The organism is Bacillus sp. JAS24-2 (assembly GCF_008274905.1).
Taxonomy (GTDB): Bacteria; Bacillota; Bacilli; order Bacillales; family Bacillaceae_G; genus Bacillus_A; species Bacillus_A cereus.
On the sequence record NZ_CP031068.1, the window covers coordinates 4,370,275 to 4,388,019 of the forward strand.

A 17,745-nucleotide genomic window follows, 5' to 3' on the forward strand; every position below is an offset into this window, starting at 1 on the left:
ATCCGAAATTTACTATGATGAGGGCAATGTATAGTATAAATCTACAGTTTCATTATAGGATATTACAAATGATAGCGTTTTCATATTATTTCAAAAAAACAATTCGGTAAATAGTAGAAAAAGATTCGGAATCCCGAATCTTTTTCACTACTATTCAATTATTAAACAAGAACTTTCATTACGTTACGTACAGATTCTACAGAGCGATCTAACGCTTCTTTTTCATCTGCAAGAAGTTCTAATTCAATAATTTTTTCAATTCCGTTACCACCTAGAATTACTGGTACCCCTAAGTAAAGGTCACTATAACCATACTCACCTTCAAGGTACGCAATAGCCGGTAATACACGGCGTTGATCTTTTAAGATTGCTTCTGTCATTTCAACTAAAGAAGCTGCTGGTGCGTAATATGCACTACCGTTTCCTAATAAGCCTACAATCTCACCGCCACCTTTACGTGTACGTTCTACGATTGCTTCTAAACGCTCTTTCGGAATTAACGTTTCTAACGGAATACCGCCTGCATATGAATAACGCACAAGAGGTACCATGTCGTCACCGTGTCCACCAAGAACAAATCCTGTAATATCTTTTACAGAAAGATTTAATTCTTGTGCGATGAATGTACGGAAACGAGCTGTATCTAATACACCCGATTGACCGATAACACGCTCTTTCGGGAATCCTGCTTCTTTAAATACAGAATATGTCATTGCATCAACTGGATTTGTTAACACAACAATAATTGCATTTGGTGAATGTTTTGCAATGTCGCGCGTAATACTTTTCATAATTTTAGAGTTTGTTGCTACTAAGTCATCACGGCTCATACCAGGCTTACGTGCAATACCTGCTGTAATAACGACAACGTCAGAATCAGCAGTATCTGCGTAATCAGATGTTCCAATAATGTTAGCATCAAAACCTTGTACTGGGCTCGCTTCTAACATATCTAACGCTTTCCCTTTTGTTGGATTTTCCAGTTGTGGAATGTCCACTAATACAACATCTGCCAGTTCTTTTTGTGCTAATAAGAATGCCGTTGTTGCTCCTGTAAATCCTGCACCGATGACTGAAACCTTCTTGCGTTTGATTGTCATAATTTACCCCCCGCTTTAATTATGCGTTTTTGATTATCGCTACATCCATGTTTTTAATAAGTTCATTAGCGAACTCAGAACATTTCACTTCTGTTGCACCTTCCATTAAGCGTGCGAAATCATAAGTTACTACTTTTGAAGCAATTGTTTTCTCAACAGAAGCAGTTACTAATTTCGCAGCTTCGTTCCATCCTAAGTGTTCTAATAATAATACACCTGAAAGAAGAACAGAAGATGGGTTTACTTTATCTAAACCTGCATATTTTGGAGCTGTACCGTGTGTAGCTTCAAAGATAGCATGTCCAGTCACATAGTTAATGTTTGCACCAGGTGCAATACCAATTCCACCTACTTGTGCAGCAAGTGCATCAGAGATATAGTCACCATTTAAGTTCATTGTTGCAACAACATCGAACTCACGTGGACGAGTTAAAATTTGTTGTAAGAAGATGTCTGCAATAGAATCTTTTACGATGATTTTTCCAGCCACTTCAGCGTCTGCCATCGCTTTATTCGCTGCATCTTTACCATCTTTTTCAACGATACGATCGTATTCAGCCCAAGTAAATACTTTGTCGCCGAATTCTTGTTCCGCTACTTCGTAACCCCAGTTTTTGAATGCACCTTCTGTAAATTTCATAATGTTTCCTTTATGAACTAATGTAACAGAAGAGCGTTTTTCGTTAATTGCATATTGAATTGCAGCACGAACAAGACGCTTTGTCCCTTCTTCTGAAATCGGCTTAATACCAATACCAGATGTTTCTGGGAAGCGGATTTTATTAACACCCATTGCTTCTTTTAAGAAAGCAAGAACTTTTTCTGCTTCTGGAGATCCTTGTGCATATTCAATTCCAGCATAAATGTCTTCTGTATTTTCACGGAAAATAACCATATCAGTATCTTCCGGACGTTTTACAGGTGAAGGAACACCTTCAAAATAACGAACTGGACGTAGACATACATATAAATCTAATTCTTGACGAAGTGCTACGTTTAAAGAACGAATACCACCGCCAACTGGAGTTGTAAGTGGACCTTTAATCGCGATTAAATATTCACGAATTAAGTTTAAAGTTTCTTCTGGTAACCACTCGCCTGTTTGGTTGAATGCTTTTTCCCCTGCAAGCACTTCTTTCCAAACGATTTTCTTCTCACCATCATAAGCTTTTTCAACTGCTGCTTCTAGTACGCGAGATGCAGCTGCCCAAATATCAGGACCAATTCCATCTCCCTCGATAAATGGAATAATCGGATTGTTTGGTACATTCATAACACCATTAGTTACAGTAATTTTTTCACCTGTCGTCAATGTGATAACCCCCATGTTTGAAATTTCATATGTATGAAACTGAGGGAATAACCCCTCAGTTCAAACCGTTAGTCAAATTAAAATATTCTAATCATTACATCTTTCCGAAAAAATCAGACTTTTGAAAGCGTATTTTCACTATCAAAATAGTGTTATTCGCTTATCGTTGTGCAATTGGAACATACACTTGATGCGTTGGTCCATTATAATCAGCACGCGGACGAATTAAACGGTTGTTTTCATATTGTTCTAGAATATGAGCTAACCAGCCTGACATACGGCTAATTGCAAAAATAGGTGTAAATAAGTCATGGTCAATTCCTAAACAATGGTATACAGAAGCTGAATAGAAATCAACATTTGGTGGAAGACCTTTTTCTTTTGTTACAATGTCTTCAATTTTGATAGACATATTATACCATTTCTCTTCTCCTAAAAGCACGCATAATCTCTTAGACATTTCACGTAAGTGTTTTGCACGTGGATCACCCTGCTCATACACACGGTGGCCAAAGCCCATGATTTTCACTTTATTTTGAAGAGCATTATGAATATATGACTCTACATTTTCTTCTTCACCAATCTCAGTTAACATCTTCATTACATTTTCATTTGCCCCACCGTGAAGAGGACCTTTTAATGCACCGATTGCTGCTGTAATACCAGAATATACATCTGAAAGTGTAGCTACGCAAACACGTGCAGTAAATGTAGAAGCGTTTAACTCATGATCTGCATGAAGTACAAGCGCCTTATCAAAAGCTTCAATTTCAACTTCATTTGGCTCGCGATCATTTAACATGTACAAGAAGTTTGCAGCTAATGATAAATCCTTTCTTGGCTCAACAATATCTAAACCTTTACGGATTCTCGCGTAAGCAGCAACTAAAGTTCCGACTTGCGCCTGTAATTTAACCGCTTTCAAATAATTGGACTTTTCATCCATAATTTCAGCGCTCTCATCGTATAATGATAGCATGGAAATTGCAGTTCGTAAAACAGACATCGGATGTGCAATTTTTAAATCTACTTGTTTCAAATATGTTAAAATCTCACCTGGAACTTTATAGTATTCAGATACAATTTCATTAAATTCCGCTAGTTCTTTTTCATTAGGAAGCTTGCGGTGCCATAATAAGTACACTACTTCTTCAAACGTAGCATTCTCAGCTAAATCATCAATATTATACCCAACATAAGTTAATGTATCATCAATAATAGAGCTCACAGATGATGTTGTTGCTACTACCCCTTCTAAACCTCGAATAACAGTCATGACATTCTCTCCTTTTCCTGAAAATTCTCCCAACCTTGCTCCTTATATCTATTTGCTCCCCTTATGAATTATGAACGCCCGTTCACTCTTTAGGCAAGCAAAATGCACGATCATGCAAATTTGTTGCGATGTTCCCCTCTTATTGTCCATTGTTTACATGGAAAGCATGAGCGTGAATGTCTCCCCGAATCCTCACGCTCAAAACAACAAGTTAGTGAGGAAAATACATTCCGAAGAGTTTTATGATAAAAACAACATAAAACAATATCATTATAAAATTGTTTTATGTTGTTTTTATTTTATCTGGTGTAAAGTCTCTGCTGTTATGTAACTTTTCAAAGTTTCTAATCCTATTATAAACAATTATCTGACTTTTGTGAACAGAAAGAATTCAAAAATTTTATATTACTATAAAATTCCTTATTTAAACATCTGTATAATACTCATAACCGCATAGGCAATTCCAGCCCCAATTAACGGACCAACAGCAACCCCATTAAATAGCGCAACCGCTATAATTGTCCCAAAAACAAGCGCAGTTGTAATGTGAGGATCCGTCGTCAACAATTGTACGCCGCCTTTCGCTAACAAAGCGACCGCTACACCTGAAGCTAAAGCAATCCACGCATAATAAGATTTCGCCGCTTCTCCAAGTTGTTTAAAACCTATTTCCCCTGTCGCAATCGGTACGAGCACCGCTATTGTAATGACCGTTACACCTAGGTTAATTCCTTTCGTTTGTAAATAAGGAAAGACCTTATCTCCTAAAAACGTAAACTTCAATAAAAATAACACACCAATAGCTACAGTAAGCGATTGGTTTTTAGCAATAAGTCCTATAATAAGTAGTATGAATAAAAATAACGTTGACTGACTAATCATGTTTGCACTTCCTTTCTGAAAATAATGAACTCATTTCCAAACAAAAATACCTTTAAACCTATCGTTATACATGCTATATCGATGCCTATTCAACATGAATCACTTCATTTTTTATGTATTTTAAAATGACAAACTGAGACTTTCACCATCAAAATTTAAGCATGTATACATTTTAAAAAACGGGCGTCTCTTCTTTCTTTTCTAATTAGAAACAGGTAAAATAAAAAGAAGAGAAAATGAAGTTTTTACCATATAGTAGAAGCATCAACACCAAGCTTTCACAGTCACTCACATACTGAAAAAGCAGGAAAAATCCATCATTCCACTATAACATAAAGTGAAACTTTAATCAGTGGGGCATTTTCCACTGATTATTAGCCTTCACCAATCGGGCTTTTACGGGCAGTTTATCTCCAGCTAACTCCTTTGATCCAGCCGCACTTCGGGTAGGAGATTTACTGCCCGTTAATGCGGGGTAAAGTGAAACTTTAATCAGTGGAGCACACTCGTTATAAGTTGAACGAATTAGGATAATCCAAATTGGAATGGGAGGTATACATCTTTGAACCGAAACTTACTATATATGATATTGAGACTCATATTTGTCATTGTAGCAACGGTAGCTGGGTTCTATGTATTACTATACATGTCAGGGCTTATCTATCCTTTTATTATCGCTTTTGCATTTGCTTATTTGATTAATCCTGTCGTCAATTTCCTTAATCAAAAACTACAATTTCCTCGCGCACTAGCAGTACTCGTTAGCTTAATTCTCGTATTTGGAGCTATCGTTGGACTTGTTACATATCTTGTGACTGAAGCAATATCTGCCACAACATACTTACTACAACTTGTTACAGTAAAGTTTCCAGATATCGTTACATTCGCTCAGCAATTTGCACTTAATCATATTATGCCTCTCTACGATGATTTAATCTCTAAATTTAATCATCTTGGAGAACCACAGCGCTATACAATTACACAAAACATTCAAAACTTAGGAACAGAAGCAACAACACAAATGAAAGAACTTTTAACCGCCATTATAAGCGGGTTAACGAATTTCATTAGTGCACTGCCAACAACTTTAACTGTTCTTGTATTCATTTTATTAGCCACTTTCTTCATTAGTTACGATTGGCACCGTCTTGCTCAGAAAGCAAGAAAATTGCTACCGAATCGTGTACATGGCTATGGAAAAACTATTTTTGTCGACTTAAGAAAAGCTTTGTTTGGTTTTGTGAAAGCACAACTTACACTCGTATCTATGACAACCGTCATTGTACTAATCGGGCTTTTAATATTACGCGTACCATACGCCATTACTATTGCGATTATTACAGGAGTTGTAGATTTACTACCATACTTAGGAACAGGCGCAGTCTTCGTTCCATGGGTTATATACGTATTTTTCACTGGCGATACCGCATTCGCCATTGGTCTTCTCATTTTATACATCGTCGTGATTGTCCAAAGACAAATTATGGAGCCGAAAGTACTTTCATCTAACATCGGTCTCGATCCATTAGCAACACTCGTCGCTCTATTTGTCGGCTTTAAACTTTTTGGCTTTTTAGGATTAATCATCGGCCCAGTCACCTTAGTACTACTTAATACATTACACAAAGCTAATGTCTTCCATGACTTGTGGAAATATATTAAAGGTTCACCTTCAAAATAATAGTTTCTAATTCATACACAACAAAAAACTTACATGTAATCAGTGGGAATTTCCCACTGATTATTCCTTGTACTTATTTTTCATACTCATTACATAAAACAAGAGAATTGCACTCAGAAAAGATAATTCTCTTGTTTTTTTGCATGAAAAACGCATATTTCGTGGTGTTTTTACATATTCATTCTATTTATTTTATAATTATCATTTACATTTATTACTTTTTATGTAAATGAATAAATATACAAAATAGCATAAAACAAGACTTCAACTAACAATCTCCGCCTTTTTATATGAATTTTTTACACCAATCGTTCCTTTATATAAGAAAGCAAAACTTTAATTCAGCAGCGTTTCCCTCCATCTTATTCATCTAAATTAATAGCACTAAAAAATCACAAGTTTAATCGAAGTACACACAAGAGTTCAAACGAAAATTATATAGCACATATAATAAGCGAACGTTTTGTTCATCCCCACTCATCATTCGCCCCACATCAGACGCTTACGAGCAGCCCAGCTTTGAGATAGAAATTTCACCCCACAAATAGCGAGGTAAAGCAAAGCTTCAATCAGAAAGTTCCTCTCCTCTTACAATACAAAAAAATAGCACTTAGATTTCTACAATCTAAGTGCTATTTCTGAATAATAATAGTAGAGTTCTTTCTAAATTTCCATTCCATCCACTTCATAACAAGCGGCTTCAATAAAGCTCTCGTAATAGGGATCACGCAGATAAACCCTAGCACATCGGTCACATACCCAGGAAGCACTAAGAGAATACCTCCTACAAATACAAAAATACCATCTAGTACCGCCTCACCTGGCATTTCCCCTCTATTCAACTTAGATTGAATCTCTCCAAGCACTTTAAACCCTTGTCTTTTCGCCAAATACACACCTACAACACCTGTAAATACAATCATAGCGAACGTAGACCATAAACCTATTACATGACTTGATCCAATTAAGACCGTAATCTCAATCGCCGGTATTAAAATAAACAAGAATAGTAACCACTTCATAGTTCTACACCTCTCTCACAACTCACTTTTAACGTCCTCACAACGCCTATATACATCATATGAAATATAGATACTCTTTCATATTAAAACACATAACAAACAGCTTTTAAAAGCAATTCTAGGCGCTTTAAGCTAATTCTATCTCGTTTTTGTGTAAAAAAAAAGAGAAGGACTCCGATCCTTCTCTCCGTATTACTTATAGCACTTCCGCATGTCCATTATAAACAATTCCGCGTGCTGCATCAACTGTTACTTCTTGGCCATTTTTTAAAGTTGCTGTTACGCCGTTTACACCAACGATAACAGGAATACCGATTGATACGCCTACAACAGCTGCATGGCTTGTTAAGCCACCTTCTTCTACAACTAAAGCCGCAGCTTTTTCGATTGCAGGAATCATATCTTTATCAGTGCTTGTTGTAACAAGGATATCACCTTCGTTTACGTTCGCTACAGCTTCAGCAGCTGTTTTTACTACAACTACTTTACCTTTTGCAGCTTTACGACCAATTCCTTGTCCTTTAGCAATTTCTTCACCAACAACGTGGATTTTCATTAAGTTTGTTGTACCAGTTTCAGCAACTGGAACACCCGCAGTAATCACTACAGTATCTCCAAGTCCGATTAGACCCGCATCCATACCTGTTTGAATTGCTGTATCTAACATTTCGTCAGTTGAAGCTGCGCGCTTCTCAGCCATAAATGCTTGTACACCCCAAACAAGTGCAAGACGACGTCCTACTTGCTCGTCAGATGTTACAGCTACGATTGGAGATTTTGGACGGTATTTAGAGATCATTTTCGCAGTATATCCACTTTCTGTTGGAGCTACGATTGCAGCTACATCAAGAGCAAGTGCTGTATGCGCAACAGATTGGCTAATTGCATCTGTAATTGTTGGAGTGAACTCTTTAATACGTTTTTTGAACATATCTTCATATTGTAATGATTTTTCAACACGTACCGCAATGTTAGCCATCATTGTTACTGCTTCTACCGGATATTGTCCAGCAGCTGTTTCACCTGAAAGCATGATTGCATCTGTACCATCGAAGATTGCGTTAGCTACGTCACTTGCTTCCGCACGAGTTGGACGTGGGTTACGTTGCATAGAATCTAACATTTGTGTTGCAGTAATAACCGGTTTACCTAACACGTTACATTTTTTAATTAGACGTTTTTGTACTAACGGTACTTCTTCTGGTGGAATTTCTACACCCATATCACCACGAGCTACCATTAAACCGTCAGAAACTTCTAAGATTGAATCGATGTTGTCGATACCTTCTTGGTTTTCGATTTTTGGTACGATTTGGATGTATTGAGCGTTATGCTCTTCTAATAATTCACGGATTTCTAATACGTCAGACGCTTTACGTACGAATGAAGCTGCAATGAAATCAACTTTTTGCTCGATACCGAAGATGATATCTTTTACGTCTTTTTCAGTGATACCAGGAAGCTTAATGCTTACGTTTGGTACGTTAACACCTTTTTTATTTTTTACAGTTCCGCTGTTAAGAACTTTTGTACGGATGTTTCCATCAGCTTTTTCGATTACTTCTAGTTCGATAAGACCGTCATCGATTAGAATACGAGAACCTGGGTCTACATCGTCATAAAGACCAGCATAAGATACAGAGAACTTCTCTGCAGTACCTAATACTTGCTCAGTAGAAAGAACTACCTCTGCACCTGTTACAAGCTCAGCTTGTCCGTCTACGAAGTCGTGAGTACGGATTTCTGGACCTTTTGTATCAAGTAAGATACCAACTGTTTTACCAGTTTTCTTTGAAGCTTCACGAATGTTTTTAATACGAGCTCCGTGCTCTTCATGGCTACCATGAGAGAAGTTTAAACGAGCAACGTTCATACCTGCTTCGATTAATTGCTCTAATTTTTCAATACTTTCACTAGCAGGACCTATAGTACATACAATTTTAGTTTTACGCATATTGCACCTCCGAAAATTATGAAACCGTTCCCAAATATCTGACATTACGCCGATTAGATGGATAATTCTTTAGATAATTGATACATATCTTTATCGATTGTATGCTTTTGAGCTAACGCTTCGATAATGTCATGATCAACAAGTTTATTATCTTGAATACCTACACAACGTCCACCTTTACCAGCAATTAACAACTCAACTGCTCTTGCACCAAGACGACTTGCTAATACACGGTCTTGTGCACTTGGTGATCCACCACGTTGTACGTGACCTAATACAGTTACACGAGTATCAAAGTTTGTTGCTTCTTCAATGTGCTTACCGATGTCAATTGCACTTCCAACACCTTCAGCTACAATGATAATACTGTGTTTTTTACCACGTTCGCTACCACGTTTTAGACGAGCGATTACATCATCCATGTCATACTCTTCTTCTGGAATTAAGATTGTTTCTGCACCATCAGCTAAACCAGCCCATAATGCGATATCTCCAGCATGACGTCCCATTACTTCGATAACATATGTACGTTCATGAGATGTAGCTGTATCACGGATTTTATCAATTGCATCAATAACAGTGTTTAAAGCTGTATCGAAACCAATTGTGAAGTCTGTTCCAGGGATATCATTGTCGATTGTACCTGGTACACCAACACATGGGAATCCTTGTTCAGTTAATTTTTTAGCGCCTTGGTAAGAACCATCTCCACCAATAACAACAAGTCCTTCGATACCATGTTTCTTTAATTGCTCGATACCTTTTAGTCGTACTTCTGGGTCTTTAAACTCAGGACATCTTGCTGTATATAATTTCGTACCACCGCGGTGGATAATATCGCCAACAGAACCAAGTTCTAATTTTTCAATGTGACCAGAAATTAATCCAGCGTATCCATGGTAAATACCATATACTTCAATATCATGGAAAATCGCTTTACGAACAACTGCACGAATGGCAGCATTCATACCAGGTGAATCTCCACCACTTGTTAATACACCAATACGTTTCATTTGTACTCACCTCATAAAGATTATTTGCCTTATAATAAAATAACACGAAAAAATATAAAAACACAATGGAGAAGATGTGTCTTTTCATAATAAAAACGTGCATTCGCGAAGAGGAACGCACGCTTTTCTTATTTTATCCCAATGGAAGCGTTTGAAAACGAAACTTGCCCAATTTTCATATATTTTTCATAACGTTTTTCGATTAATTCATCTTTCGAAATTCCGTTTAATTGTTCAAAAGTTTTTCTAATTATTAAGTCTATATTTTCTGACTGTTTCAAAATATTACGGTGAGCTCCACCTTTTGTCTCTGGAATAATTTCATCAATTACACCTAATTCTTTCAAATCTGCTGCTGTAATTTTCATTGCCTCTGCAGCTTCCTTTGCTTTTCCTGCATCTTTCCAAAGAATTGCCGCCGCACCCTCTGGTGTAATAACAGAATAAGTGGAATTTTCTAGCATATGAATGTAATCTCCTACTCCAAGGCCTAGCGCACCACCACTACCGCCTTCACCGATAACGATACAAATAACTGGTACCGTTAAACCTGCCATCTCAAATAGGTTGCGGGCAATAGCTTCACTTTGTCCACGTTCTTCAGCTGCTTTACCAGGATAAGCTCCCTTCGTATCGATGAAACAAATAATAGGACGATTAAACTTTTCCGCTTGTTTCATGAGACGCAGTGCTTTTCGATATCCTTCTGGATGAGGCATTCCAAAGTTACGGCGAATATTTTCTTTCGTATCTTTTCCGCGCTGATGCCCAATTACAGTTACAGGCATCCCTTTATATTTCGCAATGCCGCCGACAATCGCTGCATCATCGCCAAATAGACGATCTCCATGACATTCGAAAAAATCAGTAAATAAGTGCTCAATATAATCGAGCGTTGTCGGTCGTTCTGCATGACGAGCAATTTGAACACGGTCCCATACTTTTAGATTGCCGTATATATCTTCCTCTAAATTTTCTAGCTTTTCTTCCAAAATACGAATCTCCTCACTGAAGTCCATCTGGCTGTTTTTCGTATAGTCTTTCAGTTCACGAATCTTATTTCTTAGCTCAACAACTGGTTTTTCAAATTCTAGCTCTGCCATACAGCCATTTCCCCTCCTTGATGAACTTCTAAAATCTTGCGAAGCGATTCTCTCATATCATCACGATGCACCACCGCATCTAATTGACCATGATCTAGTAAGAATTCTGCCGTTTGGAAATCTTCCGGTAGTTTCTCACGCACCGTTTGTTCAATTACACGTCTACCAGCAAATCCGATAAGTGCACCTGGTTCTGCAAGATTATAATCACCAAGTGAAGCGAAACTCGCTGAAACCCCGCCCGTCGTTGGGTGAGTCATAACAGAAATAAATAATCCTCCTGCATTACTATGCTTTTTCAAAGCTACGCTTGTTTTTGCCATTTGCATTAAACTTAATATACCTTCTTGCATACGGGCACCACCCGAAGCAGTAAAGATAATAAATGGAACTTGTAAGTCGTACGCCTTTTCAACCGCACGGGCGATTTTTTCTCCTACTACAGAGCCCATGCTCCCCATTCGAAAACGAGAATCCATTACTGCAACAACAACAAGCATGTCATCAATTGTTCCTTCACCAGTTACAACCGCTTCGTTCAATTCAGTCTTCTTACGATCGCTCTCTAGTTTCTCTTCATAACCTGGAAACTCGAGTGGATTTAATGAAACCATTTCTTTGTCATACTCACGGAATGACCCTTCGTCCAATATACTATCAAGACGTTCCCATGCATTCATAGGATGATGATATCCACAATTCACACATACTTTTAAATTTTTTAGAAGTTCTTTCGTATACATGATTTTTTTACATTCCGGACATTTTGTCATAACGCCATCTGGCACATCTTTTCGTACTTGTTCTGAAGGTATTGCAGCGTACTTTTTCTTTTTCACGAATAAATCTCTTAGCACAATTTGACCCCCTTCGTTGAGAGCTAAGGTTAGCGTAAGAAGAAAATGGGGCTAACACCAAAGTTTGATGTTAGCCTTATCTTCTCAATCTGTCTAATAACCTCACTCTTTACGTTTAACTTTAACCGCTACGCGGTAGAATGTTTGTCATAACGTGTCATGGTCATTTCGACAAATTTTATACATTACGAGTGAAACTGTATATTCTCTACTAATTCATCGTAAATTTTTAGTGCATCATTTTCTTGTTTTTCTTCCAAAGTAGCGTAAAGCTTTCTATACATATCGATAGAATCTCTTGAAACTTTACAAGAAAGCGTTGATACGTAATCATTTACGATCATCCAAATGCGATATAGTAAATAATTATCGACTTGTTCAATAAGTGTTTTAAAGAACGTTTGATGAAGCGTTGGGATTGAGTTTTCATTTCCTTCAAGTACTTGGTGTAATTTACTTAGCACTTTAGAAAACGTTTCTTTCGGTAAATTACATACAATTCGAATCATATCTTTCTCGAGTAATCGTTTCGTTTGTAATAAATCACGAATTGTTTTCTCATCTTGCAATAAGAACGGAGCAATTAATTGTACAAGACCGTTATCATAAAAGTTTCGAATAAACGTCCCTTCACCACGTCTCGTTTCAATCAATCCTACCAGTTCTAAAGCACGCAATGCTTCTCTTACAGAGGAACGTCCTACGTTTAAGCGTGAACTTAACTCACGCTCAGACGGCAAACGATCCCCCGCCACCAATCCATCCTCTTCCATAATGGAACGGATTTTTTTTACAATTTCGAGATATACTTTTGTATTTGATGATGTCAATGGAATTTCCTCGCTTATTCTTTACCAATCAGCGCTAATTGTTTTGTTTTTTCAGCGATCTCATTTGGATCTACTTGACGGCGAGCTACTCCTGTCTCCATTGCTGCTTTTGCAACGTAAGCCGCTACTTGAGGCGCTACACGCGCGTCAAATGGTGCCGGAATGATATAGTCTGCATTTAACTCATCTTCTGCTACAAGCTCAGCAATAGCCTGTACAGCTGCCATCTTCATTTCTTCGTTAATTTGTGTCGCATGTACGTCAAGTGCACCGCGGAAAATACCAGGGAACGCCAGTACATTATTTACTTGGTTCGGGAAGTCAGAACGACCTGTTCCAACAACAGCTGCGCCCGCTGCTTTTGCCAATTCTGGCATAATTTCTGGAACTGGATTCGCCATTGCAAAAATAATCGCATCGTCATTCATTGTACGAACCATCTCTTCTGTTAATGCACCTTCTGCAGATACACCAATGAATACGTCTGCACCTTGTACAACATCAGCTAAAGAACCTTCTATACGATTCTTATTTGTATATTTTGCAACTTCATCCTTCACCGGATTCATACCTGTAGGACGACCATCATAGATTGCCCCTTTACGGTCACACATAATAATGTCGCGTACACCATAGCGATATAAAAGTTTAATAATTGCAATACCTGCTGCACCTGCGCCATTTGCGACAACTTTAATGTCAGACATTTTCTTTCCAACTAATTTCAGTGCATTTACAAGACCTGCTACTGTTACAATAGCTGTTCCGTGTTGATCATCATGGAAGATAGGAATATTTGTTTCTTTTTTCAAACGCTCTTCAATAATGAAGCAGTTTGGTGCTGCGATATCTTCTAAGTTAACGCCGCCAAAAGTTGGCTCCATTAATTTTACAGTTTCAACAATTTTATCTACATCGTTTGTATTTAAGGCAATTGGGAATGCATCTACACCAGCAAAGCTCTTGAATAATACAGCTTTACCTTCCATTACTGGAAGAGATGCTTCAGGTCCAATGTTACCAAGACCAAGTACAGCTGTTCCATCTGTCACAACTGCTACCATATTTCCCTTCATCGTATATTCATATACCTTACTTTTATCGTCATAAATTTCTTTACAAGGTTCTGCAACCCCTGGAGAATATGCAAGACTTAAATCTTTTGCATTTTCTACTTTTACTTTTGATACAGTTTCTAATTTTCCTTGATGCACTTTATGCATGTGAAGTGCTTCTTCACGAAGTGTTGACAAACTATCCACTCTCCTCAAATTATTCTTGCTGATATCAATTTCTCCAAGTGGTCTGACCACGAACACTACTACTATAATAATCGAAGTGTAGGGAAATTGTCCATTATATTTTCACAACTACATTTTCTTCCCCGACAATTTCACGAAGTGCTCCTAAACATTCTTCACTTGGATGAATCGATAAACTCCGAGATAATTGTACCATTTTATGTTCCTTTTCATAATAAATTAGTACTTTCGCAAAACCTGAATAGTCGAACAATATTTTCGTAACCCGATTTAAAAGCTTTTTCTCATACTGAGATGGCAATTTCACGTAAACAGATGCGTCTTTCTTTTCTTCATAAACATCCATTTCCTCTAGCGGATATAGTCCATTTACAATCCATTGCAGCTTATGATTTCTTAGCTCAATCGTACCGTCAACTAAAACAATTGCTCCTTCTTGCAACTTATCCGAGAAATGTATATACGTTTCCGGGAAGAGGACCGCTTCCATTTCATCATTTTGATCACAGAATGTAATAAATGCCATCTTTTGAAACTTTTTCGTACGAATCACTCTAACACTTGTTATATACACAATAGCTCTTTGTACTTTTTTCTTGTGTCGCATCGCCTGAGCGAGAGATGGAATTTCTAATTCTTTTGCTAACTTCACATATTGCGCTGTCGGATAACTTGATAAATAAAAGCCAAGTACTTCTTTCTCTTTATTTAGTTGTTCAATAAAAGATAGCTCTTCTCCTTGTACATATTTTGATTTTGGAACAGCATCTCCTAAATCACGTGCGAGATTCGCGTACTCTAACGCCCCTTTAATACTTTTCCATAAATTCGTTCTCGAAACACCAAAATCATCAAAACATCCCGACCAGACGAAAGCTTCTAAATTACGCTCCGTTACGAACTTTGACGGCATACGGAGACAAAATTCAAATAAATCTTCGAACATTTTTTTCTCTCGTTCTTCTAATAATGCCGTCACTGTAGCCATTCCAATATTTCGGATCGAAAGTAAACTGTAACGTATCGCATTCCCTTCTATTTGGAAGTTATAACCACTTCTCTGAAGAGACGGCGGCAAAACGTGAAAACCTTTCCGCTTCGTTTCTCGTATATACTGTACAATTTTATCTTCATTTCCAATTGCGCTTGATAATAATGCCGTCATAAATTCCAGCGTATAGTTCGCTTTCAAATAGGCAAGCTGATATCCGATCATACTGTAAGCTACAGCGTGACTTCGGTTAAAACCGTAATTCGCAAATCTTACAATTAAATCATAAATTTTTTCAGCAGACGTCTCATCATATCCATTTCGCAAACATCCCTGGACGAAATGCTTACGTTCCTGATCTAAAATATCACGATTTTTTTTACTCACTGCACGGCGCAGTAAATCTGCTTCTCCAAGCGAAAACCCTGCTAACTTCGATGCAATTTGCATAATTTGTTCTTGGTATACAATGACGCCGTATGTTCTTTCTAAAATTGGCTTTAAATCCGGATGTAAATATTCGATTTTTCTTTTTCCATGTTTCGATTCAATAAAAGTCGGTATCTGTTCCATCGGTCCTGGTCTGTATAACGAGTTAACAGCTACGATATCTTCAAACTCATTCGGTTTTAACCCGCGAAGTACATTTCGCATACCGCCTGACTCAAGCTGGAATACACCTGTTGTATCTCCTCTCCCTAATAATTGGAATGTCTTTTCATCTTGAAGAGGTAAGTTTCTTATATCGATTTCTTTCCCAGTTTTGTTCGCGATAAATTTTATAATATTTTCAAGTAACGTTAAATTACGTAATCCTAAAAAGTCCATCTTAAGCAACCCAAGTTCTTCTAGCGCATCGGCTGGATATTGCGTAACATAAACATCGTTATGTCCTTCTTGAATTGCTACACTGCCTGTTAGCGGTTCTTGACTCATAATAACACCAGCCGCATGAATAGACGTATGACGTGGTAAACCTTCTACACGTTTTGCGATTTCAAACACACGCTCATGCAAAAGATTCCCTTGTATAAACTCACGAAGTGATTGTGATTCTTCATATGCATCTTTTAACGTTATACCAAGCTTTGATGGGATAAGTTTTGAAAATATATCAATATCTCGCGGCGGAAGCCCCATTACGCGGGCAATGTCTCTAATTGCCGCTTTTGCTGCAAGCGTACCAAACGTTACAATTTGCGCAACACGGAGCTGACCGTATTTATCTTTCACATAGCGAATCATCTCATCACGTCTTACGTCTGGAAAATCAATATCAATATCAGGAAGCGTCACACGTTCAGGATTTAAAAACCTTTCAAATAATAGATCGTATTCAATTGGATCAATATCTGTAATTTCTAATACGTATGAAACGAGTGAACCAGCTGCCGATCCACGACCTGGTCCTGTTAGAATATGATTTTCATGTGCATACTTCATAAAATCCCATACGATGAGGAAATAATCACTAAATCCCATACGAGAAATAACATTTAATTCATGATCCAAACGCTTTATATGCACTTCTTTCGGTTCACCATATCGTTTCCGCAAACCTTCTTCACAAACACGACGCAAGTATATATCACTCGTTTCATTAGACGGAACAGGAAACTTCGGAAGTTGATTTACATGGAACGGTATTTCTACTTGGCAACGCTCTGCAATTTTTATTGTATTTTGGATTGCTTCCGGCGCATGGGAAAATAGTGCTTCCATTTCATCCGATGACTTTAAATAATACTGATCTGTTTTCAGCCTCGGCCTATCTGGATCAGTCATTTTCGTTCCACTTTCAACAGATAGTAAACATTCGTGAACAAGCGCGTCACTTTGATTGATATAGCGCACATCATTTGTTGCAACGACTGGAATATTAACCCTACTAATAAATTCAGGTAGTTTCTCTTGTAAAAGCAACTCATCTTGAATTGCATGATGCTGCAAACTCATATAAAAATGGCCGAACATATTTTGATACGTGCGAGCTACTTCTTCAGCCTGACTCTCATTGTCTTCTAGTAATAATTGCTCAATTTCGCCATCTTTACCTGGCGAAATAGCAATTAATCCTTTCGCATAATGCGCAAGCCACTTCTTAGGAATACCTTCTTTGGACTTTGTCATAATACTGCTAGAAATCTTTAATAAATTTTGGTAGCCTATTTCATTCTCAGCAAGTAATACAAGCGGATAAGACCTTTCTTCTTCTTCACTAAAAATAGAAGCGGTTAATCCAATAACAGGCTGTATACCATGTTTCTTACATGCTTTATAAAACGGAATAACACCATACATAACATTTTCATCCGTAATAGCTAGCGATGAAAAACCAAGTTCTTTCGCCCTGACTACAAGCTCATCAATTTTACAAGCACTTTTTAATAAACTAAAAACGGTTTGACATTGTAAATGCACAAACTTCACTGTTGTACCCTCTCTTTACCTATTTGACTACT

The 17,745-nt window shown here is 37.6% G+C and carries 13 protein-coding genes; 1 reads left to right on the plus strand and 12 read right to left on the minus strand.

Features of this window, described 5'->3' with window-relative positions; all coding sequences use genetic code 11:
• Positions 1–161 precede the first annotated feature (161 nt).
• The 4 genes from mdh to DN407_RS22700 form a co-directional block, all read right to left on the minus strand.
• Positions 162–1,100: a malate dehydrogenase gene (mdh, locus tag DN407_RS22680; protein ID WP_000153232.1), complete on the minus strand. Its 939-nt coding sequence runs from the start codon at positions 1,098–1,100 to the stop codon at positions 162–164.
• Between the two features lie 19 nt (positions 1,101–1,119).
• Positions 1,120–2,412, minus strand: coding sequence for an NADP-dependent isocitrate dehydrogenase (gene icd, locus DN407_RS22685; protein ID WP_000206898.1), 1,293 nt, complete (start codon positions 2,410–2,412; stop codon positions 1,120–1,122).
• Between the two features lie 160 nt (positions 2,413–2,572).
• The gene (gene citZ / locus DN407_RS22690) at positions 2,573–3,721 is read right to left on the minus strand and encodes a citrate synthase (RefSeq protein ID WP_000503652.1); all 1,149 of its coding nucleotides are present in this window, start codon (positions 3,719–3,721) and stop codon (positions 2,573–2,575) included.
• Positions 3,722–4,108: 387 nt separating this feature from the next.
• Entirely contained in the window at positions 4,109–4,570 is a 462-nt protein-coding gene (locus DN407_RS22700; protein ID WP_000625507.1) for a DUF441 domain-containing protein, read from the minus strand.
• Positions 4,571–5,132: 562 nt separating this feature from the next.
• On the opposite strand from DN407_RS22700, the gene ytvI reads away from it, so the two are divergent.
• Complete coding sequence (gene ytvI, locus DN407_RS22705; protein WP_001081388.1) at positions 5,133–6,251, plus strand: sporulation integral membrane protein YtvI; 1,119 nt, start codon at positions 5,133–5,135, stop codon at positions 6,249–6,251.
• 632 nt (positions 6,252–6,883) lie between these two features.
• On the opposite strand, the gene DN407_RS22710 is transcribed toward ytvI, so the two are convergent.
• The 8 genes from DN407_RS22710 to dnaE form a co-directional block, all read right to left on the minus strand.
• Positions 6,884–7,273, minus strand: coding sequence for an FxsA family protein (locus DN407_RS22710; protein ID WP_000871631.1), 390 nt, complete (start codon positions 7,271–7,273; stop codon positions 6,884–6,886).
• Between the two features lie 196 nt (positions 7,274–7,469).
• Positions 7,470–9,227: a pyruvate kinase gene (gene pyk, locus DN407_RS22715; RefSeq protein WP_016110781.1), complete on the minus strand. Its 1,758-nt coding sequence runs from the start codon at positions 9,225–9,227 to the stop codon at positions 7,470–7,472.
• Positions 9,228–9,280: 53 nt separating this feature from the next.
• A complete protein-coding gene (gene pfkA, locus DN407_RS22720; protein ID WP_000821156.1) occupies positions 9,281–10,240 on the minus strand; it encodes a 6-phosphofructokinase in 960 nt (319 codons plus the stop codon).
• Positions 10,241–10,368: 128 nt separating this feature from the next.
• The gene (gene accA, locus DN407_RS22725) at positions 10,369–11,343 is read right to left on the minus strand and encodes an acetyl-CoA carboxylase carboxyl transferase subunit alpha (RefSeq protein WP_000818807.1); all 975 of its coding nucleotides are present in this window, start codon (positions 11,341–11,343) and stop codon (positions 10,369–10,371) included.
• Positions 11,331–12,200, minus strand: coding sequence for an acetyl-CoA carboxylase, carboxyltransferase subunit beta (gene accD / locus DN407_RS22730; RefSeq protein ID WP_000942856.1), 870 nt, complete (start codon positions 12,198–12,200; stop codon positions 11,331–11,333). The genes accA and accD overlap by 13 nt, the downstream gene beginning before the upstream one ends.
• 185 nt (positions 12,201–12,385) lie before the next feature.
• Positions 12,386–13,030, minus strand: coding sequence for a FadR/GntR family transcriptional regulator (locus tag DN407_RS22735; protein WP_000204440.1), 645 nt, complete (start codon positions 13,028–13,030; stop codon positions 12,386–12,388).
• A 14-nt stretch (positions 13,031–13,044) separates the two neighbouring features.
• The gene (gene ystJ, locus DN407_RS22740) at positions 13,045–14,253 is read right to left on the minus strand and encodes an NADP-dependent malic enzyme (RefSeq protein ID WP_161508111.1); all 1,209 of its coding nucleotides are present in this window, start codon (positions 14,251–14,253) and stop codon (positions 13,045–13,047) included.
• Positions 14,254–14,386: 133 nt separating this feature from the next.
• Positions 14,387–17,713 (minus strand): DNA polymerase III subunit alpha, encoded by a 3,327-nt coding sequence (gene dnaE / locus DN407_RS22745; protein ID WP_000673729.1) that lies wholly within the window; start codon positions 17,711–17,713, stop codon positions 14,387–14,389.
• Between the last annotated feature and the right edge of the window lie 32 nt (positions 17,714–17,745).

What these genes read in the sequence shown, in the direction of transcription:
- accA (WP_000818807.1), bottom strand. Translation starts at nt 11,343, where the DNA reads ATGGCAGAGCTAGAATTTGAAAAACCAGTTGTTGAGCTAAGAAATAAG.
- ystJ (WP_161508111.1), bottom strand. Translation starts at nt 14,253, where the DNA reads ATGCATAAAGTGCATCAAGGAAAATTAGAAACTGTATCAAAAGTAAAA.
- DN407_RS22710 (WP_000871631.1), bottom strand. Translation starts at nt 7,273, where the DNA reads ATGAAGTGGTTACTATTCTTGTTTATTTTAATACCGGCGATTGAGATT.
- mdh (WP_000153232.1), bottom strand. Translation starts at nt 1,100, where the DNA reads ATGACAATCAAACGCAAGAAGGTTTCAGTCATCGGTGCAGGATTTACA.
- DN407_RS22700 (WP_000625507.1), bottom strand. Translation starts at nt 4,570, where the DNA reads ATGATTAGTCAGTCAACGTTATTTTTATTCATACTACTTATTATAGGA.
- pyk (WP_016110781.1), bottom strand. Translation starts at nt 9,227, where the DNA reads ATGCGTAAAACTAAAATTGTATGTACTATAGGTCCTGCTAGTGAAAGT.
- pfkA (WP_000821156.1), bottom strand. Translation starts at nt 10,240, where the DNA reads ATGAAACGTATTGGTGTATTAACAAGTGGTGGAGATTCACCTGGTATG.